The following is a 20,298-nucleotide window of genomic DNA, read 5'->3' on the forward strand; positions in this document are numbered from 1 at the left end:
GTGACGGAAGCCACGCCTCCGGTCACAGCCCTGTCACAGCCGAGCAGCGCCCAGCCCCGGCCGGGCGGAAAATTCCAGGTTGTCTCGCTGTGTTGTCTGTACGTTGTCAGGGACCCGCGGGCGCATACCCGCACTTCAGACCCCTTCGAGGCAACCACCGTGTTCCTGACGATCAGTACCACCGGCACCCGAGAACGCCCCGCGACCGACCTCGGCTACCTGCTGCACAAGCATCCCGACAAATCGCAGGTGTTCTCCACCTCCTACGGCACGGCGCACGTCCTCTACCCCGAGGCGGACGCCCAACGCTGCACGGCGGCGCTGCTGCTGGAGGTGGACGCGGTGGCACTGGTCCGGCGCGGCAAGGGCAAGGGCCGGGGCGGCGCACCCGACGCGGCCCTGGCGCAGTACGTCAACGACCGCCCGTACGCGGCCTCCTCGCTGCTCGCCGTGGCGCTGAGTGCCGTCTTCTCCAGCGCGATGCGCGGGGTGTGCAACGCCCGGCCCGAGCGCGCCGCCGAGCCGCTCCCGCTGCGCATCGAGGTACCCGCGCTGCCCGCGCGCGGCGGGCCCGACCTCGTACGACGCCTCTTCGAGCCGCTCGGGTGGGCGGTCACGGCCGAACCCGTGCCGCTGGACACGGAGTTCCCGCAGTGGGGCGACTCGCGGTATGTGCGTCTCGTGCTGGAGTCCGAGGCGCTGACCCTCGCCGCCGCCCTGCGCCACCTGTACGTCCTGCTGCCCGTCCTCGACGACGCCAAGCACTACTGGGTCGCCTCCGACGAGGTCGACAAGCTGCTGCGGGCCGGTGAGGGCTGGCTGCCCGGCCACCCGGAGCAGAAGCTGATCACCAGCCGTTACCTCGCGCGCCGCTGGTCGCTGACCCGCGAGGCGAGGGAACGCCTGGAGCTGGTACGGCTGGCCGAGGCCGACGACAGCGAGGTCGAGGACATCGACAACGCGGTCGAGGCCGAGACCGAGCAGGAGGAGCGGCCGACGCCGCTCGCCGTGCAGCGACGGGAGGCGATCGTGGCCGCGCTCCAGGAGTCGGGCGCCGCCCGCGTCCTCGACCTCGGCTGCGGGCAGGGCCAGTTGGTGCAGACGCTGCTCAAGGACGTGCGGTTCACCGAGATCGTCGGCGTCGACGTGTCGATGCGGGCGCTCACCATCGCCTCCCGGCGACTGAAACTGGACCGCATGGGGGAGCGGCAGGCCGCGCGCGTCAAGCTCTTCCAGAGTTCGCTCGCCTACACCGACAACCGGCTCAAGGGCTATGACGCCGCCGTGCTCAGCGAGGTGATCGAACACCTCGACCTGTCCCGGCTGCCCGCCCTGGAGTACGCCGTGTTCGGCGCCGCCCGCCCCCGCACGGTCCTCGTGACCACCCCGAACGTCGAGTACAACGTCCGCTGGGAGACCCTCCCGGCCGGGCACGTCCGGCACGGCGACCACCGCTTCGAGTGGACCCGCGAGGAGTTCCGCGCCTGGGCGGACGCGGTCGCCGAACGGCACGGATACGACGTCGAGTTCAGGCCGGTCGGACCGGACGACCCCGAGGTGGGCCCGCCCACGCAGATGGCCGTTTTCACCATGCGGAAGGAGGCGAAGGCGGCATGACCGAGACGCACAAGGACCGTGTCCTGCCCGTCACCGACCTCTCCCTCGTGGTCCTCGTCGGCGCCTCCGGCTCCGGCAAGTCCACCTTCGCCCGCAGGAACTTCACGCCCACCGAGGTGATCTCCTCCGACTTCTGCCGCGGCCTCGTCTCCGACGACGAGAACGACCAGAGCGCCACCCGCGACGCCTTCGACGTCCTGCACTACATCGCGGGCAAGCGCCTGGCCGCCGGCCGCCGCACGGTCGTCGACGCGACCAGCGTGCAGTCGGACGCCCGGCGGAAGCTGATCGAGCTGGCCCGGGAGTACGACGTGCTGCCCATCGCCATCGTGCTCGACGTGCCCGAGCAGGTGTGCGCCGAGCGCAACGCGGCCCGCACCGACCGGGCGGACATGCCGCGCCGGGTGATCCAGCGGCACATCCGCGAACTCCGCCGCTCCATACGCCACCTGGAGCGCGAGGGCTTTCGCAAGGTGCACGTCCTGCGCGGCGTCGAGGAGGTCGAGAACGCCACCGTCGTCACCGAGAAGCGCTTCAACGACCTCACCCACCTCACCGGCCCGTTCGACATCATCGGCGACATCCACGGCTGCGCGTCCGAACTGGAGGCGCTGCTGGGCAAGCTGGGCTACGTCGACGGCGTGCACCCGGAGGGCCGTACCGCCGTCTTCGTCGGCGACCTGGTCGACCGCGGCCCGGACAGCCCTGGTGTGCTGCGCCGCGTGATGTCGATGGTGAAGTCGCGCAACGCGTTGTGCGTGCCCGGCAACCACGAGAACAAGTACGGGCGTTACCTCAAGGGTCGCAAGGTCCAGCACACGCACGGCCTGGCCGAGACCATCGAGCAGATGGAGGGCGAGAGCGAGGAGTTCCGGGCGGAGGTACGGGAGTTCCTCGACGGCCTGGTCAGCCACTACGTCCTCGACGGCGGCAAGCTGGTCGTCTGCCACGCCGGTCTGCCGGAGAAGTACCACGGCCGCACCTCCGGCCGGGTCCGCTCGCACGCGCTGTACGGCGACACCACCGGCGAGACCGACGAGTTCGGGCTGCCGGTGCGCTACCCGTGGGCGGAGGACTACCGCGGCCGGGCGGCCGTGGTGTACGGCCACACCCCCGTCCCGGAGGCCACCTGGCTGAACAACACCATCTGCCTGGACACCGGCGCCGTCTTCGGCGGCAGGCTCACCGCGCTGCGCTGGCCGGAGCGGGAACTGGTCGACGTACCGGCCGAGCGGGTCTGGTACGAGCCGACGAAGCCGCTGCGCTCCGAGGCGCCGGGCGGGCAGGACGGGCGTCCGCTGGACCTGGCCGACGTGCAGGGACGGCGGGTCGTGGAGACGCGGCACGCCGGGCGGATCTCCGTCCGTGAGGAGAACGCGGCGGCGGCCCTGGAGGTCATGAGCCGTTTCGCGGTCGACCCGCGGCTGCTGCCGTACCTCCCGCCGACGATGGCCCCGACGGCCACCTCCCACATCGAGGACTATCTGGAGCATCCGGCCGAGGCCTTCGCGCAGTACCGGGACGACGGTGTCGCGCGGGTCGTGTGCGAGGAGAAGCACATGGGATCGCGGGCGGTGGCGCTGGTGTGCCGGGACGCGGAGGCGGCGCGGAAGCGGTTCGGGGTGGACGGACCGACCGGGTCGCTCTACACCCGCACCGGTCGCCCGTTCTTCGATGACGAGACCGTCACCGAGGAGATCCTCGGGCGGCTCAGGTCGGCGGTCGAGTCGGCGGGTCTGTTCGCGGAGCTGGACACGGAGTGGCTGCTGCTCGACGCGGAGCTGATGCCGTGGTCGCTGAAGGCGTCCGGGCTGCTGCGCAGCCAGTACGCGGCGGTCGGCGCCGCCTCCGGGGCGGTGTTCCCCGGCGCGGTGGCCGCCCTGGAGGGTGCGGCGGCCCGCGGCGTCGACGTCACCGACCTGCTGACACGGCAGCGGGAGCGGGCGGCCGACGCGGCGGCGTTCACGGAGGCGTACCGGCGCTACTGCTGGACCACGGACGGCCTGGACGGCGTGCGCCTCGCGCCGTTCCAGATCCTGGCCGGGCAGGGCCGCAGTCTCGCCGCCCTGCCGCACGACGAGCAGCTCGCCCTGCTCGACCGCCTCGTCGAGCACGACGGCACCGGTCTGCTGCAGACCACCCGGCGGCTGTACGTCGACACCGGCGACGCCGAGTCGGTGCAGTCCGGCATCGACTGGTGGCTGGAGATGACCGGCCGGGGCGGCGAGGGCATGGTCGTCAAGCCGCTCGGCGCGGTGGTGCGCACCGAACAGGGCCGTCTGGTGCAGCCGGGCATCAAGTGCCGCGGCCGTGAGTACCTGCGGATCATCTACGGTCCCGAGTACACCCGCCCGGACAACCTGGCCCGCCTGCGCTCGCGGTTCCTGAACCACAAGCGGTCGCTGGCGCTGCGCGAGTACGCGCTCGGCCTGGAGGCCCTGGACCGGCTGGCCGAGGGCGAGCCGCTGTGGCGGGTGCACGAGGCGGTGTTCGGGGTGCTGGCCCTGGAGTCGGAGCCGGTGGACCCGCGGCTGTAGGGCCTGTCCGGCGGATCATCCCGGGGACGCGGGACCTGATCCGCCGGACGGCCCTGGCCGAAAGAGGGGGTGAACAGGAGCGCGAATGGTCAGGATGGAGGCATGGGATTCCACGTCGACTCCGAGGCCGGGCGGCTGCGCCGCGTCATCCTGCACCGGCCCGATCTAGAGCTCAAAAGGCTCACCCCCAGCAACAAGGACGCCCTGCTCTTCGACGACGTCCTGTGGGTACGCCGGGCGCGCGCCGAGCACGACGGGTTCGCCGACGTGCTGCGCGACCGCGGTGTCACCGTCCACCTGTTCGGCGAGCTGCTCACCGAGGCGCTGGAGATCCCGGCGGCCCGCACGCTCGTCCTGGACCGGGTCTTCGACGAGAAGGAGTACGGCCCGCTGGCCACCGACCACCTCCGGGCGGCCTTCGATGCGCTGCCCACCCGGGAGCTGGCCGAGGCGCTGGTCGGCGGGATGACCAAGCGGGAGTTCCTGGACGCGCACGCGGAGCCGACGTCCGTGCGCTTCCACGTCATGGACCTCGACGACTTCCTGCTGGACCCGCTGCCGAACCACCTCTTCACCCGGGACACCTCCGCCTGGATCTACGACGGCGTCTCCATCAACGCCATGCGCTGGCCCGCCCGGCAGCGCGAGACGGTGCACTTCGAGGCGATCTACCGGCACCACCCGCTGTTCCGTGACGAGGGGTTCCACATCTGGTCGGAGGGGCAGGCCGACTACCCGTCGACCATCGAGGGCGGGGACGTGCTCGTGATCGGCAACGGCGCCGTGCTCATCGGCATGAGCGAGCGGACCACCCCGCAGGCCGTCGAGATGCTGGCGCACAAGCTGTTCGCCGCGGGCTCCGCGGAGACGATCGTGGCCCTCGACATGCCCAAGCGGCGGGCGCTGATGCACCTCGACACCGTGATGACCATGGTCGACGGCGATGTGTTCACCCAGTACGCCGGGCTCGGCATGCTGCGTTCCTACACCATCGAGCCGGGCGTCGGCGAGAAGGAGCTGAAGGTCACCGACCACCCGCCGGAGCACATGCACCGTGCGATCGCCGCCGCGCTCGGGCTGAGCGAGATCCGGGTCCTCACCGCCACCCAGGACGTGCACGCCGCCGAGCGCGAGCAGTGGGACGACGGCTGCAACGTGCTCGCGGTCGAACCGGGCGTGGTCGTCGCCTACGAACGGAACTCCACCACCAACACCCATCTGCGCAAGCAGGGCATCGAGGTGATCGAGATCCCGGGCAGCGAGCTGGGGCGGGGGAGAGGCGGACCTCGGTGCATGAGCTGCCCGGTCGCACGGGATGCCGTATAGAAATTCTGGGCATCGTATAGACTTCCATCGCCCTCTGTCCCTGTACTTCTGGAGCGCCCCCATGGCGACAGTCCCGACCGCCCTCGCAGGCCGCCCCTTCCTCAAGGAGCTCGACTTCACCGAGCGGGAGTTCCTTGGTCTGATCGAGCTGGCCGCCGAGCTGAAGGCCGCCAAGAAGGCCGGGACCGAGATCCAGCATCTGCGGGGCCGAAACATCGCGCTGATCTTCGAGAAGACGTCGACGCGCACCCGTTGCGCGTTCGAGGTCGCCGCCGCCGACCAGGGCGCCTCGACCACGTATCTCGATCCCTCCGGTTCGCAGATCGGGCACAAGGAGTCGGTGAAGGACACCGCCCGCGTGCTCGGCCGGATGTACGACGGGATCGAGTACCGCGGGGACAGCCAGGCCAAGGTGGAGGAACTGGCGACGTATGCCGGTGTGCCCGTCTACAACGGCCTCACCGACGACTGGCACCCCACCCAGATGCTCGCCGACGTCCTCACCATGTGCGAGCACAGCGCCAGGCCGCTGAAGGAGACGGCGTTCGCCTACCTCGGCGACGCCCGCTTCAACATGGGCAACTCCTACCTGGTCACCGGCGCCCTGCTCGGCATGGACGTCCGGATCGTCGCCCCCAAGTCCTACTGGCCCGCCCAGGACATCGTCGACCGGGCCCGCGCCCTCGCCGAGACCAGTGGCGCCCGGATCACGCTCACCGAGTCCCTGGAGGAGGGCGTCGCGGGCGCCGACTTCGTCGCCACCGACGTCTGGGTGTCCATGGGCGAGTCCAAGGAGGTCTGGGACGAGCGGATCGCCGCCCTCGCCCCGTACGCCGTGACCATGGACGTGCTGCGGGCCACCGGCAATCCGGACGTGAAGTTCCTGCACTGCCTCCCCGCCTTCCACGACCTCGGCACCGAGGTCGGCCGCGCGATCCACGAGGTTCACGGGCTGGACTCCCTGGAGGTCACCGACGAGGTCTTCGAGTCGGCCCACTCGATCGTCTTCGACCAGGCGGAGAACCGGCTGCACACCATCAAGGCGGTACTCGTCGCCACCCTTGCCTGAGCCGTCCTTGTCCTGACCGCGCCTGATCAGGCCTTATGCCGAACCGCGGCCCCGGAGCCACCCGTTCCGTTCCTCGTCGCCTTCGGCGCGGTCGTTGCCATCGATGTCCCGGGACGGACTCGTCCCACGCGTCTTCGAGAAGGTCTCCGCGCACCGCCACGCCCGTCGCGGGCCCTGATCACCGCGGTCGTCTTCGCCGTCCCGGCGGCCTTCGCGTCGCTGGACTCCGTGGTCAACCTGTGCACCCTCGGCACGCTCCCCGCCATGGCCGCCGTCAGCGTCGCGGTGATCGCCCTGCGTCGCCGCGAGCCGGACCTGCCGCGCACCGTCCGCGTGCCGCTTACGGGCGCCGCGACTCCCGGCTGGCCCGGGTCACGTCGCCGGACGCGGACGCCAGTGAGGCTGACGCTGACGCGGTACCACAGGCAGTCTGAACCACACCGCCTTGCCGGACTCGGTGGGGCGGTGACCGCAGGACGCGCTCAGGGTGCGGATCAGCAGCAGCCCGCGCCCGTGCTCCTGCCAGGGGTCGGGCGCGCGGTCGGCGGGATGTGTGAGGTTGCCGGGCGGCGCCGGGTCGGGGTCGTGCACCTCGACCTTGCAGCCGGTCGGCAGCAGCTCCACGACCAGCTCTATCGGGGTGCCGCCCGCGGTGTGCTCCACGGCGTTGGCGACCAGCTCCGCGGTGAGCAGCTCGGCGGTGTCGCTGTCGGCGCCGTGCTCCAGCTCCGCCAGCGCCGTACGGACCAGTGCGCGCGCCACGGGCACGGCCGCCGTGGAGTGCGGCAGCGTGATGCGCCAGGAGGCGGGGGCGGAGGGGCGTTCGTGCAAGAGCTGGTTCCGTTCATGGAGCAGGCGTGTTTCCGAGTGCCGAGGATTCAGGCCGTCCTGCTTTCAACCTCAGGAATGGTACGACGCCCCTCGGCAGGGTCTCACGAGGGGCGCCGCCTCCTCCTGTCGCGTGATTCTGACGACGGTCACGAATGAGTGATAGCGTCCTGGGGTAGAGGTCAGTGAGGCAGTGCCCGCCCAAGGAGGCCGCACCCCATGAGTCCCTTCACCGGCTCCGCCGCCCCCACCTCGCCCTGGCGCCATCTGCGCGTCGACCGCACCGACGGTGTGGCCACCGTCACCCTGGCCCGCCCCGACAAGCTCAACGCCCTCACCTTCGGCGCCTACGCCGACCTCCGCGACCTGCTCGCCGAGCTGTCCCGGGAGCGGTCGGTGCGCGCCCTGGTGCTGGCCGGAGAGGGCCGCGGCTTCTGCTCCGGCGGGGACGTCGACGAGATCATCGGCGCCACGCTGTCCATGGACACCGCCCAGCTCCTCGACTTCAACCGGATGACCGGGCAGGTGGTGCGGGCCATACGAGAATGCCCGTTCCCGGTGATCGCGGCGGTGCACGGCATGGCGGCGGGCGCCGGGGCGGTGCTCGCGCTGGCGGCCGACTTCCGCGTCGCGGACCCCAGCGCCCGCTTCGCGTTCCTCTTCACCCGGGTCGGCCTGTCCGGCGGCGACATGGGCGCCGCGTACCTGCTGCCCCGTGTCGTCGGTCTCGGCCACGCCACCCGCCTCCTCATGCTCGGTGAACCGGTCCGCGCCCCCGAGGCCGAGCGCATCGGCCTGATCAGCGAGCTGACGGACGAGGGCCGAGCCGACGAGGCGGCCCACCGCCTGGCCCACCGCCTGTCCGAGGGCCCGGCCCTGGCGTACGCCCAGACGAAGGCCTTGCTGACGGCGGAACTGGACATGCCGCTGGCGGCAGCGGTGGAACTGGACGCATCAACGCAGGCCCTCTTGATGAACGGCGAGGACTACGCAGAGTTCCACGCGGCGTTCAAGGAAAAGAGGCCCCCAAAGTGGCAGGGGAGGTAGGGGTGGTGTTCTCGACTCAGGGGACTGTCCCAACCTCAGGGGCGCGGGGCTGTACTGAATTTGCGGCTACCGCCGCGTGGGCGCGATCAACCACACGGCACCCGCAGTCGCCCACAAAGACCAGTCACCCCCTACGAGTCGCGATCCTCGGCGGCGGCCCCGGCGGCCTCTACGCCGCGGCCCTCCTCAAACGCCTCGACCCCACCCGCGACATCACCCTCTGGGAACGCAACGCCCCCGACGACACCTTCGGCTTCGGAGTCGTCCTCTCCGACGAAACCCTCGGCGGCATCGAGCACGCCGACCCACCCGTCTACGAGGCCCTGCAACAGCACTTCATCCGCTGGGACGACATCGACATCGTCCACCGAGGAGTACGCCACACCTCCGGAGGCCACGGCTTCGCCGCCCTCGGCCGCAAACGCCTCCTGGAGATCCTGCACGCCCGCTGCCACCACCTCGGCGTGGACCTCCGCTTCCGCACCGAGGCCCCACCCCCGGCCACACTCGCAAGCTCCCACGACCTCGTCATCGCCGCCGACGGAGTACACAGCACCACCCGCGAGACCTACGCCGACGCGTTCCGCCCCCACATCACGACGCACCGCTGCCGCTACATCTGGCTCGCCGCCGACTTCCCCTTCGACGCCTTCCGCTTCGAGATCGCGGAGACCGAGCACGGCGTGATGCAACTGCACGGCTACCCCTACGCCCCCGACGCCTCCACCGTGATCGTCGAGATGCGCGAGGAGGTCTGGCACGAGGCCGGTTTCGACGAACTCGGCGAGCACGAGTCCGTCGAACGCTGCGCCAAGATCTTCGCGGACGCGCTCGGCGGCCGCCCGCTGAAGTCCAACAACTCCACCTGGACCACCTTCCGCACGGTCGTCAACGAGAGCTGGTCGCACGGCAACGTCGTCCTCCTCGGCGACGCCGCCCACACCGCCCACTTCTCCATCGGCTCCGGCACCAAGCTCGCCGTCGAGGACGCCCTCGCCCTGGCCGCCTGCATCCAGGAACAGCCCTCGATCGAGAGGGCCCTGACCGCGTACGAGGAGGAGCGCAAGCCCGTCGTCGCCTCCACCCAGCGCGCGGCGCGGGCCAGCCTGGAGTGGTTCGAGAACCTCTCGCTGTACCTCGGCCAGCGCCCCCGTCAGTTCGCCTTCAACCTGCTCACCCGCAGCCGCCGCGTCACCCACGACAACCTCCGGCTGCGCGACGCGCACTTCACCGAGGCCGTGGAGCGCGAGTTCGGCTGCCCGCCCGGTACGCCCCCGATGTTCACCCCGTTCCGGCTGCGCGGCCTGACCCTGCGCAACCGGGTCGTGGTGTCGCCGATGGACATGTACTCGGCGGTCGACGGCGTCCCCGGCGACTTCCACCTCGTCCACCTCGGCGCCCGCGCGCTCGGGGGCGCCGGGCTGGTGATGACCGAGATGGTGTGCGTGAGCCCCGAGGGCCGGATCACTCCCGGCTGTGCGGGTCTGTACACCGGCAAGCAGGCCGAGGCGTGGCGGCGGATCACCGACTTCGTGCACAGCCGGGCACCCGGCACCGGCATCGGCGTGCAGCTCGGTCACAGCGGGCGCAAGGGCTCCACCAAGCTCATGTGGGAGGGGATGGACGAGCCCCTCGACGACGGCAACTGGCCGCTCGTGGCCGCCTCCCCGCTGCCGTACAAGCCCGGCAGCCAGATCCCGCGCGAGCTGTCCCGTGCCCAGCTCACCGACATACGAGAACAGTTCACCGCCGCCGCCTGCCGTGCCGCGCGGGCCGGTTTCGACCTGCTCGAACTGCACTGCGCCCACGGCTATCTGCTCTCCGGCTTCCTCTCCCCGCTGACCAACCGGCGCACCGACGCCTACGGCGGCTCGCTCGCCAAACGGCTCCGCTTCCCGCTGGAGGTCTTCGACGCCGTACGGGCCGTGTGGCCGGAGGAGCGGCCCATGACCGTGCGGATCTCGGCCACCGACTGGGCCGAGGGCGGCACCACGCCGGAGGAGGCCGTCGCGATCGCGCGGGCCTTCGCCGCGCACGGTGCCGACGCGATCGACGTGTCGACCGGGCAGGTGGTGGCCGAGGAGCGGCCGGAGTTCGGGCGGTCGTACCAGACGCCGTACGCGGACCGGATCCGGCACGAGGCGGGCGTCCCGGTGATCGCGGTCGGCGCGATCTCCTCCTGGGACGACGTCAACTCCCTGATCCTGGCGGGCCGCACGGACCTGTGCGCGCTGGCCCGCCCGCACCTGTACGACCCGCACTGGACGCTGCACGCGGCCGCCGAGCAGGGGTACGACGGTCCGGGCGTCGTCTGGCCCGCTCCCTACCGGGCGGGCAGCCGACCACCCCGCACCGGACGCACCGACGCCCCCAAGCCCCGGTTGACGCTCAGCAGCTGAGGCGTGGTGGTCAGGTGCGGTCAGAGGCCCGCGAAGACCGCCCCCGCGTCCCGCAGCCGTTCGTGCAGCCCCTGGAACACCGCCGCCGAGCGGACACCCGGCCAGTTCGCGGGCAGCAGGCTCGCCGGCAGGCCGGGGTCGGCGTACGGCAGATGACGCCAGGAGTCCAGGGCGAGGAGGTAGTCGCGGTAGGCCTCCTCGGGCGGGGTGTCCGTGCGCCGCTCCCACTCGTGCAGCACGCGCGCGTGCCGGTCGAGGAACGCCTCGTGCTGCTTGGCGATCGCGGCCAGGTCCCACCAGCGGGCGACCGCCTCGACGGTCGGCGCGAAGCCCAGGTGCTCGCCGCGGAAGAGGTCGACGTACGCATCGAGGCGCAGCCGCTGCAGAGTGTGCCGGGTCTCCTCGTAGAGCCGGGCGGGGGCGATCCACACGCCGGGTGAGGCCGTGCCGAAGCCGAGCCCGGCCAGGCGGGAGCGCAGCACGTGCCGCTTCTGGCGTTCCGACTCCGGCACGGAGAACACCGCGAGCACCCAGCCCTCGTCCTCGGGCGGCACGGTGGCGTAGATGCGCCGGTCGCCGTCGTCGAGCAACTGACGGGCGTCCGGGGAGAGTTCGTAACCGGCCGCGCCCTGTTCGGTGCGGGCCGGGACGAGCAGGCCGCGCCGCTTGAGCCGGGACACCGACGAGCGCACCGAGGGCGCGTCCACCCCGACCGCGGCCAGCAGCCGGATCAGTTCGGCGACCGGCACCGGGCCGGGCATGAAGCGGCCGTACGCGCCGTAGAGCGTGACGATGAGAGACCGTGGAGCGTGCTGGTCGGACACGTTGATCATCTTAAGTCGTACGGATCACTGCTGGTCACCTTCGGTGCGCAGCCGGAACCGCTGAAGCTTTCCGGTCGCGGTGCGCGGAAGGGCGTCCAGGAAGACCATCTCACGGGGGCATTTGTAGGGCGCGAGTTCCGACCTGACGAAGGCGCGCAGGGCCTCGGCGTCCCGTTCGGCGCCCTCCTTGAGCACGGCGTACGCCACCACCGCCATGCCACGCTCCTCGTCGGGCCGGCCGACGACCGCCGCCTCCACCACGTCCGGGTGCCGCAGCAGCGCGTCCTCGACCTCGGGTCCGGCGATGTTGTAACCGGCCGAGATGATCATGTCGTCGGCGCGGGCGACGTACCGGAAGTAGCCGTCGGGCTCGCGGACGTAGGTGTCGCCGGTGACGTTCCAGCCGTCCCGCACGTACTCCCGCTGCCGTGGGTCGGCGAGATACCGGCAGCCGACCGGGCCGCGCACGGCCAGCAGCCCCGGCTCGCCGTCGGGCAGTTCGCGCCCCTCGTCGTCGACCACGCGCGCGTCCCAGCCGGGGACGGGGACACCAGTGGTCCCGGGCCTGATGTGCTCGTCGGCCGCCGAGATGAAGATGTGCAGCAGCTCGGTGGCGCCGATGCCGTTGATGACGCGCAGCCCGGTGCGCTCGTGCCAGTCCTGCCAGGTGGCCGCGGGCAGGTTCTCCCCGGCCGAGACACAGCGGCGCAGGGACGTCAGATCGTGGCCGTCGAGCTCGCCCAGCATGGCGCGGTACGCCGTCGGCGCGGTGAACAGCACCGACACCCGGTGCTCGGCGATCGCGGGCAGCAGCTGCTTCGGGCCCGCCTGTTCGAGCAGCAGCGCACTGGCCCCGGCCCGTAACGGGAAGACGACGAGACCGCCGAGGCCGAAGGTGAAGCCGAGCGGGGGACTGCCCGCGAAGACGTCGTCGCTGTGGGGGCGCAGCACATGCTTCGAGAAGGTGTCCGCGATCGCCAGCACATCCCGGTGGAAGTGCATGCACCCTTTCGGGCGGCCGGTGGTGCCGGAGGTGAACGCGATCAGCGCCACGTCGTCGGCCGCGGTGTCCACGGCCGGGTACGGCGTGCCGGGCGCCGGGAGGTTGAGGAGGTCGTCGGGCGCGTCACCGTCGTACGTCGTGATCCGCAGATCCGGTATCTCCGCCTTGGCGAGGTCGTCGACGGCCCGGATGTCGCACAGCGCGTGCCGGACGCGGGCGATCTCGCAGATCGTGCTCAGCTCGTGCGGGCGCTGCTGGGCCAGCACGGTGACGGCGACCGCGCCCGCCTTCAGCACCGCCAGCCAGCAGGCGGCCAGCCAGGGCGTGGTCGGGCCGCGCAGCAGGACGCGATGGCCGGGGACGATGCCGAGACCGGTGGTGAGGACGTGCGCGAGCCGGTCCACGCGGGCGCGCAGGTCGCCGTACGTCCAGGCGGGGCCGTGCGGGGTGTGGAACACCGGGCGGTCGTCGGGTGGGCCGTGGAGCAGTTCGGCGGCGCAGTTCAGCCGTTCGGGGTAGCGCAGCTCCGGCAGGTCGAAGCGGAGTTCGGGCCACTCGTCGCGCGGGGGGAGGTGGTCGCCCGCGAAGGTGTCGACGTGGGCGGAACGGATCGGACGGTCGTCCATGGTGGTTCGCCCCCTTGCCTGGTGGGCGTCGTGGCGGGCGTCGTGGTGCGCTCGCACCAGGAGCGTATCGTGTTGGTGACGGCAGTCAATGGGACGCGATACCGTCGGGTGAGACCGCTCCGGAGGGAGGACCGGCAGTGCCCGCATTCTCACTCGAACCGGAACAAGCCGCCTGGTGCGCGGAGCTGCGCACGCTCGCCGCCGAACGGCTGCGCCCGCTCGCCGAGAAGGGCGAACCCGGCCACGTCAACCGCCTCCTCGTCACCGAACTCGGCCGCCTCGGACTGCTGGACCGCCTCTTCACCTCCGGCGCCCTCGACCTCTGCCTGATGCGCGAGTCCCTCGCCTACGCCTGCACCGAGGCCGAGACCGCCCTCGCCCTCCAGGGCCTGGGCGCCCACCCCGTCCACGCCCACGGCACACCGGAACAGCGCGACCGCTGGCTGCCCGGGGTACGCGAGGGCAGCGTGGTGGCGGCCTTCGCGCTGAGCGAGCCGGGCGCGGGCTCGGACGCGGCGGCGCTGTCCCTGAGGGCCGAGCCGGAGGAGGCCGTCGCGGGAGGCCCACCGGACGACGACGCCCGCGACGCCCGCTCCGCGTGCTCCTCCGCGGAGGCCGGTGGTCCGGCGCGTGGTGGTGGTTCGGTGGGTGAGCCCGGTCGTCCGGCGCGTGGCGGGGCTTCGGGGGTTGGGGTCGGTGGTCTGCCGCGAGGTGCCGCTTCGGGGGGCGAGCCTGGTGCTCTGCCGCCTGGCGGCGCTTCGGGCGGTGGGGCCGGTGATCTGCCGCGCGGCGCTGCATCGGTGGGTGGGTCCGGTGGCGTGGGGCCTCGTGCCGCTGCGGTCGCGCAGCCGCGTGTTCCGCCGCCCGGCGCTTCGCTCGCCGCCGAGGCCGACGGCTCCCGTCGGTGGCGGCTCAGCGGTGAGAAGTGCTGGATCTCCAACGCCCCCGAGGCCGATTTCTACACCGTCTTCGCGCGTACGACTCCGGACGCGGGCGCCCGCGGAGTCACCGCCTTCCTCGTGCCGGCCGACCGGCCCGGCCTCACCGGCACCGGGCTCGACATGCTCTCCCCGCACCCCATCGGGACCCTGCACTTCGACGCCGTGCCCGTCACCGCCGACGACGTGCTCGGTGAGGTCGACCGGGGCTTCCGGGTCGCCATGGGCACGCTCAACCTGTTCCGGCCCAGCGTCGGCGCCTTCGCCGTCGGGATGGCGCAGGCCGCGCTGGACGCCAGCCTCGCGCACACCGCCCGACGGGACGCGTTCGGCGGCAAGCTGAGGGACCTTCAGGCCGTCGCCCACCAGGTCGCCGAGATGGCCGTACGCACGGAGGCCGCCCGCCTGATGGTGTACGCGGCGGCGACGGCGTACGACGAAGGCGCGGACGGCGTCCCGAAGCGGGCCGCGATGGCGAAACTGCTCGCCACCGAGACGGCGCAGTACGTCGTCGACAGGGCGGTCCAGTTGCACGGCGCGCGGGCGCTGCGCCGCGGCCATCTGCTCGAACACCTCTACCGCGAGGTGCGCGCCCCGCGCGTCTACGAAGGGGCGAGCGAGGTCCAACGCGGCATCATCGCCAAGGAGTTGTACGCCACCCCGGAGGCCCGACCGTGACCGCCGAGCGCATCGACCCGCCCGGCCTCTCCCCGGCCACCGGCTTCTCGCACGCCGTCGTCGCCACCGGCTCCCGGCTGGTCTTCCTGGCGGGCCAGACCGCCCTCGACGCCGACGGCAAGATCACCGGCGACACCCTGCCCGAACAGTTCGAGCGGGCGCTCGGCAACCTGCTGACCGCCCTGCGCGCGGCCGGCGGCACCCCGTCCGACCTCGCTCGCGTCACCGTCTACGCCACCGACGTCGCCGCCTACCGCGCCCACGCCCCGGAACTGGGCCGCGTCTGGCGGAGCCTGGCCGGACGGGACTACCCGGCGATGGCGGTCGTGGAGGTCGTACGGCTGTGGGACGAGGCGGCGATGGTGGAGCTGGACGGATTCGCCGTGCTGACGTGACGCCAGGGCGCGACCACGCGGCACCGTCGGGCCGGGAGCACGAAGGCCGGTGGGGACACCTGGCGCACCTCCACGGTCGTACGTCCGTCCGTAAGCCCACGCCACCCGGACGGCGACCGGACGGCCGGGTGGACTCGCCACCGAAGGGGTGACGGTCACGCCCCCGGGCGCGCGTGCCCGGTACCAGTGGAAGCCCCACTTCAGGAGGTCCTTCCATGTCCCTGCGCCTTGCGCTCGGCGCGGCCGCCACCGCCGCCCTGGCCCTGTTCGCCGCCGCTCCCTCGACATCGGCCGCCGCCGACCCGCCCGAGTCGGTCACCGCCGACCCCAAGGGCCGGATCGCCACCGACCCGCCCGAGTCGGTCACCGTCGACCCCAAGGGCCGGATCGCCGCCGACGGCACGATCACCCTCACCGGCACCTACCGCTGCGTCGGCGGTACCGGACCGGTCTTCGTCAGCTCCTCGATCGCCCAGAGCGACCAGTCGGTCCGGCACGGCATCGGCGGCTCCCTCGCCGTGTGCGACGGCAAGAAGCACCGCTGGGAGAACACCGGCAAGCCGTACAACCGCGTGCTGAAGGCGGGTGCCGCCCAGGTCGAGGCCACGCTCATGGAACTGCGCCCGCAGGGCGGCCTGCCGCTGCCCACGTTCCACGCCGCGCAGCGGCAGGACGTCACGCTGGCCAAGAGCTGACCGGACTCCGCGCTCCCGGGTGCGTCCGCGCCTGCCGCCGGACGGCACGCTGCGGTGCCACGGCAAGAGCCCCCGAAGGCCGAAGCCTTTCGGGGGCTCTCGCACGGTTCCGGCGGAGCAGCCGACGAGGGTGATGTGCCCGTCGCCGCGGCCGCGGCCGGAGTGCGCCTTGACCATGCATCAGATAGGGGTGCGGAATTTATGTGATCATGCTGCGGCGAATTCCGTCGGTGGTCCGCACCGACACACAAGGGAGCCCATTTCTGTGATATTCCCCCGAAGACTGCTACGGCGGCATGCCCCGAGGCAGGGCCGTGCCCTGTGGCGGGCCGCCGTCACCTGCGTCACCACGCTGACACTGACCGCCGGAACGCTGAGCCTGACCGCGAGCGCCGACGACACCGCCCCCGCCGACCGGGCCGAGGTGCTCGCCCTGTGGCGCGTCGGAGGCAAGGCCACCAAGGCCGCCGCGGCGCAGGCGCTCGCCGGTACCGACGCCGACGTACAGAAGTTCCTCAGCACCGAGCGGGCCGCCGTCGTCGAGGAGGACAACCGCTTCGCCGTCCTGCGGCTGCTCAACGACGCCGGCCCCGGCGTACGCCAGGCCGCCCAGCAGGTCCTGGGCGGGACACCGGCGGAGATCGCGGCGTTCCTGGAGACCGGCTGGAAGGCGCCGCACCTGGACGACCAGCGGGTCGAGGTGCTCCGCGTGATGAACGCGGGCGGCACGGCCGTGCGGCGAGCGGCTCAGACCGCGCTCGACGCCGGTACCGAGCAGGCGCTCGCGGACTTCCTCACCACCGGCCAGTACGTCGCGCGCGCCGAGGACGAGCGCGTCGAGACCCTTTCGATCATGAACCTGGGCGGACCGCAGGTGAAAGCCGCGGCGCAGGCCGCGCTCGGCGGAACGGACGCCGACATCCACGAGTTCATCGAGTCCGGCCAGCACGTCGCGCGCGCCCGCGACCAGGAGATGATGTCGGTCGCCGAGCTGGCCGCCCTCGCCAAGAAGGCCGGCAGCAAGGCCAAGGCGGAGACCGAGAAGGCCAAGGAGACCTCCGCGCGCGCGGTCCTCGCCGCCCAGAAGGCCAAGGAGGCCGCCGAGAAGGCGGCCGAGGAGACCGCGGCCGCCAAGGACTCCGCCGCCAGGGCGTCCGCCGCCGCCGGACGCGCCGCCGACGCCGCCAACGCGGCGGCCAGCGCGGCCAGCACCGCGATCCGCGCCGCCAACGAGGCCACCAACGCGGCCCGCACCGCGGCCAACGCCGCCTCCGCCGCGGCCGCCGCCGCGGCCGCCGCGGGCCAGGCCGCCGCCCGCGCCTACAGCTCCGCCACCGCCGCGTCCAAGGACGCCGGACAGGCCGCCGCCGCGCGCAAGGCCGCCGACGACGCCAACAAGGCCGCCGCCAGCGCCCGCAACGCCGCCACCGCGGTCGGCCACGCCCTGGACGCCGTACTGGAAGCGGTCAAGGCCGCGCTGTCCGCGGCGAGCGCGGGCCAGCACGCGGCCGCCGCCGCGACCGCCGCCGCCGAGGCCGGACAGCACGCCAACGTCGCCGAGTCCGAGGCCCGCCGCGCCTCGGAGGCGGCCGCCCGGGCCCGCCGCGCCGCGGCCACCGCCACCCATGCGGCCAACGCCGCCGAGGGCTTCGCCCACCAGGCGGCGAGCGCCGCCCGCGCGTCGCGTGACGCGGCCAACGAGGCGGCCGCCCACGCCGAGGCCGCCGCCAGGGCCGCCAACGAGGCGGCCGACAACGCGGGCCTGGCCCTGGACTACGCCAACAAGTCCACCGCGCACGCCAACGCCGCGCTCGCCGCCGCGAAGGTCGCCACCGCCGCCGTCACCAAGGCCCGCACGGTCGAGGAGACCGCACGCGCCACCGAGCAGGCCCGGCTGAAGAACGACACCGAGCACGCCCTCCAGGTCGCCGAGGAGCGCAAGCAGGCCTACGACGCCGAGCAGCAGCGCAAGGAGGCCGAGCGGATCGAGGAGGACAAGCGGGACGCCGAGACCAGGCAGCTGCTGCAGGAGGCCGCCGCGCCGGGCACCGAGCGCGCCGTCGCCGTCGCCAAGGGCCGCCAGGCCGCGCTCCGGCTCCTGCAGAAGGGCGGCTCGTGGACCCAGCGGGCCGCCGAGGCCGCGCTGACCGGCACCGACGAGGACGTCCTCGCCTGGGTGCGCACCGGCTGCGCCGACGCCGCCGAGATGGACGACCGCAGCACCGCCGCCCATCTCGCGCAGACCGGCCCCGCCAAGCTCAAGGAGGCCGCCACCGCCGCGCTCGCCGGCACCCACCAGGACGTCATCGCCTTCCTGGAGGAGGGTCAGCACACCGCGCAGGCCGACGAGTACCGGGTACGCGTCCTGGAGCTGTCCGAGCAGGGCGGCCCCGCGGTGCAGCAGGCCGCGAGCGCGGCCATCGACGCGGGCACCACGGCGGCGCTGCGCGAGTTCCTGCTGGTCGGCCAGTACAAGGCCCGCGAGGAGGACGACAGGGCCACCGCCCTGTCGATCATGAACGAGGGCGGGGCGCAGACCGAGGCCGCCGCCCGGGTGGCGCTCGCCGGGCCGCGCCCGATGCTGCGCGACTTCGTGGCCACCGTGCAGTACAAGACGGCCCGTCAGGACTACGAGCACGCCACCCACGTGGCCGGTGTGCAGAAGCTGATCGCCCAGGCCGCGAAGACCGCCGCGACCGCCAACCAGAACGCGGCCATCGCGGCCAAGGCCGCCGCCGACGCCCGCAACGCCGCCGCGGAGGCCGCCGAGTACGCCGAACAGGCCGACAAGTCGCGCCTTGAGGCCGCCGGGTACGCCACCGACGCCGACAACTTCGCCGACCAGGCGGAGGCGTCCGCGGTGCAGGCCCGCGCGTCCGCCGACCGCGCCAGGAGCGCGGAGGCCGCCGCCTGGCAGGCCGCCGCCGAGGCCAACGCCTCCGCCAACGCCGCCGCCACCTCGGCGACCCGGGCCCGGGCCTCCGCCGACTACGCCTACCAGCAGGCCGCCGACGCCGAGGCCTCGGCCATCGCCGCGGGCCAGGACGCGGACGCCGCTTTCCAGGCCGCCGCCGAGGCCCTCGCCTCGGCCGTGGAGAAGATCATCGCGGAGCTCGCCACCGAGGCGGAGGCCCCGGCCCAGGAGGGCGACGGCACCCAGGCCTACCCCGACTCGGGCGAGGACCTGGCCGGCGAGGGCGGCCTGTCGGCCTCCGACAAGGCGCAGCTCGTCCTCGACGTCACGGGCCTGTTCGACCCGACGCCCGCGAGCGACGGCGCTTCCGGCCTGCTGAGCCTGTTCAAGGGCGACTGGTCGGGCGCCGGGCTGTCGCTCGCGGCCATGGTTCCCTACGTCGGCGACGCGCTGGCCAAGCCCGCCAAGTTCGCCAAGTACCTGGAGAAGTTCGAGTACCTGGCCAAGCACGTCGACGACCTGGGCTGGGTCGAGCGGGCCGCCAAGAGCGTGAAGCACCTGCAGCCCACCCAGTGGCACGACGCCCTGACGAAGATCAACAAGCTGGCCAAGGACTCCGCGAAGGCCTACGGCAACAAGCAGTGGCTGGCCACGGCGAAGAAGCACGGCCTGCCGACGTCGGGCCCCATCCCCTTCGTACCGCCCAAGAAGTGGGACCCGAAGCGCCCGCAGGTTCCCGGCGGCGGATTCAAGGACGCCTACGACAACATCTGGACCCGGGCCAAGGACGGCAAGCAGGAATGGGACGTCCAGATCCCCAAGGGGAAGGGCTTCGAGATCTTCGCCGGAAGCAAGAATCAGGGCAAGGACTACTCGCATGCCAACATCTCGCCCGAGGGGCACGTGACGCACTGATGGATTACACGAAGGTGTTCGAGCCGGACCAGGTGGTCTTCCGGATCGATCTGAACCTGGCGCACGTCCGCACCCCGGACGAGGCCGTGCGCGCCTGGCTGCCGCTGGTCACCGAACTGCGGCCGGTGGCGATGGAGTTCAGCGAGGCGCACCCCGACGGGCTGCGCGAGGGATTTCTGGCGCAGCTGCTCGTGGCGGTCCCGCTGCCCGAGGGCGCGGCTGCCGGGGACGGGCCCGCCGGTGCCCTGCGCTCGCTGCTCGGGACCCTCGGCGCGCCGGACCTGCGGGTGACCGAGGAGGCCCGCCCCGAAGGCAGGGAGGTACAGGCGGAGGCGGCCGGCGCCTCGGGGCCCTACGGCGTGTACCTCGTCCTCGCCGCCGTGGGGTACGACCCGCTGCACCCGGAAGGGGGCCGCCAGGACTACCCCGACTCGGGCGACGACCTGTGACCCCCGCTCCGGGGCCGGACCCACCGTCCGGCCCCGGA

General features: G+C 72.6%; 14 protein-coding genes and 1 pseudogene. 12 read left to right on the top strand and 3 right to left on the bottom strand.

Annotated elements, in window-relative coordinates:
* Positions 1–159: 159 nt before the first annotated feature.
* From KWI83_RS08475 to KWI83_RS40215, 5 genes and pseudogenes are all read left to right on the top strand, one after another.
* Positions 160–1,617 carry a 3' terminal RNA ribose 2'-O-methyltransferase Hen1 gene (locus KWI83_RS08475; protein WP_218513673.1) on the top strand — a complete coding sequence of 486 codons (1,458 nt, stop codon included), beginning with the start codon at positions 160–162 and terminating at the stop codon, positions 1,615–1,617.
* A complete protein-coding gene (locus tag KWI83_RS08480) occupies positions 1,614–4,154 on the top strand; it encodes a polynucleotide kinase-phosphatase (RefSeq protein ID WP_218513674.1) in 2,541 nt (846 codons plus the stop codon). The genes KWI83_RS08475 and KWI83_RS08480 overlap by 4 nt, the downstream gene beginning before the upstream one ends.
* A 102-nt stretch (positions 4,155–4,256) precedes the next feature.
* Positions 4,257–5,480 carry an arginine deiminase gene (locus KWI83_RS08485; protein WP_218513675.1) on the top strand — a complete coding sequence of 408 codons (1,224 nt, stop codon included), beginning with the start codon at positions 4,257–4,259 and terminating at the stop codon, positions 5,478–5,480.
* Between the two features lie 61 nt (positions 5,481–5,541).
* Positions 5,542–6,549 carry an ornithine carbamoyltransferase gene (gene argF / locus KWI83_RS08490; RefSeq protein WP_218513676.1) on the top strand — a complete coding sequence of 336 codons (1,008 nt, stop codon included), beginning with the start codon at positions 5,542–5,544 and terminating at the stop codon, positions 6,547–6,549.
* 88 nt (positions 6,550–6,637) lie between these two features.
* Positions 6,638–6,891 (top strand): annotated as a pseudogene (locus tag KWI83_RS40215) (amino acid permease); the annotation flags it as partial.
* A 30-nt stretch (positions 6,892–6,921) separates the two neighbouring features.
* Here the strand turns inward: KWI83_RS40215 and KWI83_RS08495 are convergent.
* Positions 6,922–7,380, bottom strand: coding sequence for an ATP-binding protein (locus tag KWI83_RS08495; RefSeq protein WP_218513677.1), 459 nt, complete (start codon positions 7,378–7,380; stop codon positions 6,922–6,924).
* 216 nt (positions 7,381–7,596) lie between these two features.
* On the opposite strand from KWI83_RS08495, the gene KWI83_RS08500 reads away from it, so the two are divergent.
* A complete protein-coding gene (locus tag KWI83_RS08500) occupies positions 7,597–8,424 on the top strand; it encodes an enoyl-CoA hydratase family protein (protein ID WP_218513678.1) in 828 nt (275 codons plus the stop codon).
* A 5-nt stretch (positions 8,425–8,429) separates the two neighbouring features.
* The gene (locus KWI83_RS08505) at positions 8,430–10,823 is read left to right on the top strand and encodes a bifunctional salicylyl-CoA 5-hydroxylase/oxidoreductase (RefSeq protein ID WP_218513887.1); all 2,394 of its coding nucleotides are present in this window, start codon (positions 8,430–8,432) and stop codon (positions 10,821–10,823) included.
* A gap of 20 nt (positions 10,824–10,843) precedes the next feature.
* Here KWI83_RS08505 and KWI83_RS08510 read toward each other — a convergent pair whose 3' ends face one another.
* Together KWI83_RS08510 and KWI83_RS08515 are read right to left on the bottom strand one after the other, a co-directional pair.
* Positions 10,844–11,656 carry a PaaX family transcriptional regulator C-terminal domain-containing protein gene (locus KWI83_RS08510; RefSeq protein ID WP_218513679.1) on the bottom strand — a complete coding sequence of 271 codons (813 nt, stop codon included), beginning with the start codon at positions 11,654–11,656 and terminating at the stop codon, positions 10,844–10,846.
* Between the two features lie 15 nt (positions 11,657–11,671).
* Positions 11,672–13,276: an AMP-binding protein gene (locus KWI83_RS08515; RefSeq protein ID WP_256361972.1), complete on the bottom strand. Its 1,605-nt coding sequence runs from the start codon at positions 13,274–13,276 to the stop codon at positions 11,672–11,674.
* 137 nt (positions 13,277–13,413) lie between these two features.
* Between KWI83_RS08515 and KWI83_RS08520 the strand changes: the two genes are divergently transcribed.
* The 5 genes from KWI83_RS08520 (at position 13,414) to KWI83_RS08540 (ending at position 20,260) form a co-directional block, all read left to right on the top strand.
* Complete coding sequence (locus KWI83_RS08520) at positions 13,414–14,892, top strand: acyl-CoA dehydrogenase family protein (RefSeq protein ID WP_218513681.1); 1,479 nt, start codon at positions 13,414–13,416, stop codon at positions 14,890–14,892.
* Positions 14,889–15,287, top strand: a complete 399-nt coding sequence (locus KWI83_RS08525) for a RidA family protein (RefSeq protein WP_218513682.1) — start codon at positions 14,889–14,891, stop codon at positions 15,285–15,287. Before KWI83_RS08520 ends, KWI83_RS08525 begins: the two co-directional genes overlap by 4 nt.
* 215 nt (positions 15,288–15,502) lie before the next feature.
* A complete protein-coding gene (locus KWI83_RS08530) occupies positions 15,503–15,982 on the top strand; it encodes a DUF6299 family protein (protein ID WP_218513683.1) in 480 nt (159 codons plus the stop codon).
* 265 nt (positions 15,983–16,247) lie between these two features.
* Entirely contained in the window at positions 16,248–19,811 is a 3,564-nt protein-coding gene (locus KWI83_RS08535; RefSeq protein WP_218513684.1) for a polymorphic toxin type 17 domain-containing protein, read from the top strand.
* The gene (locus KWI83_RS08540) at positions 19,811–20,260 is read left to right on the top strand and encodes a hypothetical protein (RefSeq protein WP_218513685.1); all 450 of its coding nucleotides are present in this window, start codon (positions 19,811–19,813) and stop codon (positions 20,258–20,260) included. Before KWI83_RS08535 ends, KWI83_RS08540 begins: the two co-directional genes overlap by 1 nt.
* Positions 20,261–20,298: the final 38 nt, after the last annotated feature.

The organism is Streptomyces sp. TRM70350 (assembly GCF_019219825.1).
Taxonomy (GTDB): domain Bacteria; phylum Actinomycetota; class Actinomycetes; order Streptomycetales; family Streptomycetaceae; genus Streptomyces.

Excerpts from the sequence above, each read along its gene's own strand:
- KWI83_RS08510 (WP_218513679.1), bottom strand. The coding sequence starts at position 11,656 with ATGATCAACGTGTCCGACCAGCACGCTCCACGGTCTCTCATCGTCACG.
- KWI83_RS08500 (WP_218513678.1), top strand. The coding sequence starts at position 7,597 with ATGAGTCCCTTCACCGGCTCCGCCGCCCCCACCTCGCCCTGGCGCCAT.
- KWI83_RS08530 (WP_218513683.1), top strand. The coding sequence starts at position 15,503 with ATGTCCCTGCGCCTTGCGCTCGGCGCGGCCGCCACCGCCGCCCTGGCC.
- argF (WP_218513676.1), top strand. The coding sequence starts at position 5,542 with ATGGCGACAGTCCCGACCGCCCTCGCAGGCCGCCCCTTCCTCAAGGAG.
- KWI83_RS08485 (WP_218513675.1), top strand. The coding sequence starts at position 4,257 with ATGGGATTCCACGTCGACTCCGAGGCCGGGCGGCTGCGCCGCGTCATC.
- KWI83_RS08515 (WP_256361972.1), bottom strand. The coding sequence starts at position 13,276 with ATGGACGACCGTCCGATCCGTTCCGCCCACGTCGACACCTTCGCGGGC.
- KWI83_RS08480 (WP_218513674.1), top strand. The coding sequence starts at position 1,614 with ATGACCGAGACGCACAAGGACCGTGTCCTGCCCGTCACCGACCTCTCC.
- KWI83_RS08540 (WP_218513685.1), top strand. The coding sequence starts at position 19,811 with ATGGATTACACGAAGGTGTTCGAGCCGGACCAGGTGGTCTTCCGGATC.